Raw genomic sequence first — 1346 nt, 5'->3', positions numbered from 1 at the left:
TCGCCAGCTCGCGACCCTCGCCCTGACCCTCACCGCCCTGCTCGCGACGGCGGGCCCGGCCGCGGCCCACGGCAAGTGGTTCGCCGAGCACGACGGGGGCGGCGACTGGGGCTTCTTCTTCTCCCCGCTGCCGCTGGTCCTCACGGCCGCCGTGATCGCGGTGACCGTGGTGTGGCGGCTGGTCGCGCGCCGCCTGCCCCAGCCCGAGCTCGCCGTCCTGAGCCCCCTGGGCCGGATCGCCCCCTACGTCCCGCGGCTGCTCGCCATCCACATGGGTGTCTCGCTGCTGGCCTACTCCGTGTCCGGGGCGTTCATCACCCCGTCCCTGCCCCTCGGCGACGTGCCGGGTGGTGACTTCGCGGGCGTGGTCCAGGCCGCGATCGGCATCTGGCTGATCACCGGCATCCGGCTGCGGGTGCCTGCGCTGGGCCTCGTGCTGCTGGGGCCCCCGGCCCTGCTCGCCGCGGGTCCCGTGGCGCTCCTCGAGACGACCAACACCCTCGCGGTGGCGCTCTTCCTCGCCATCCTGCCCCCGTCGGACGCGACCTTCGGCCGGGTCGCGCCGAGCCCCGAGAAGCTCCGCTGGGCCCTGTTCTGGCTGCGGTTCTTCGTCGCGGTGGCCCTGATCACGCTCGCCTTCAGCGAGAAGTTCACCAACCCGGCCCTCGCTGCGAACCTGCTCGAGGACTACCCCGAGCTCAACATCTTCGCCCTGGTGGGGCTGCCCGTCACGGACGAGGTGTTCATCGTCATCGCCGGCGCGATCGAGCTGCTCTTCGGTCTGCTGGTGCTCTCCGGGGCGCTGCCCCAGATCGTGGTGCTGGTGGCCCTCGTGCCGTTCAACCTGACGCTGTTCATCTTCGGCACCACCGAGGTGATCGGTCACCTGCCCGTCTACGGGGTCTTCCTCGCGCTGCTCGTGTACGGCTCGAACAAGGAGACCGCGAGCGCCGTGCCGTGGTTCCCGCGGGCGGCCGACTGGCGCGCTGCCCTCAGGCGACCGTCCACCACCGGCGCGCGGTGACCTCGACCCGGTCGACGACCCCGAGCTGATCGCCGGCCCCGGCCAGGCGCACGGCGGCCTCGGTCGGCAGGGCGATGGTCGAGGCCGTCGCGAGGGGCAGCAGGTGCAGGGTGACCGAGCTCTCGGGCCCGACGGCGAGGTCCCCGAGGTCGAGGGTCCAGCGCGAGCCGTCCCAGAAGCGGTCGGCCACGGTGACCCCGTCGACCCGGAGCTCGGCGACGTCACCGGCCCAGTCCACGTGCAGCCACACGTCGCGGGGGGCCGCCAGGGCCCAGGCGGGGACGGCGAGCTCGTGCACCGCCGCGAGCCCGTCGAAGGCCTC

The 1346-nt window shown here is 73.4% G+C and carries 1 protein-coding gene and 1 pseudogene; one reads left to right on the top strand and one right to left on the bottom strand.

The window, feature by feature from the left end:
* On the top strand, positions 1 to 1024 hold a 1024-nt coding region (locus tag L0B03_RS17975; RefSeq protein WP_250448390.1), incomplete at its 5' end, for a hypothetical protein.
* On the opposite strand, the pseudogene L0B03_RS17970 reads toward L0B03_RS17975, so the two are convergent.
* Positions 993 to 1346, bottom strand: a pseudogene (locus tag L0B03_RS17970) (beta-galactosidase); the annotation flags it as partial. The gene L0B03_RS17975 and the pseudogene L0B03_RS17970 overlap by 32 nt on opposite strands.

The organism is Actinotalea sp. C106 (assembly GCF_023630195.1).
GTDB lineage: Bacteria > Actinomycetota > Actinomycetes > Actinomycetales > Cellulomonadaceae > Actinotalea.
The sequence above is the reverse complement of the archived record's forward strand: the minus strand, read 5'-3'. Positions and strand labels throughout refer to the sequence as shown.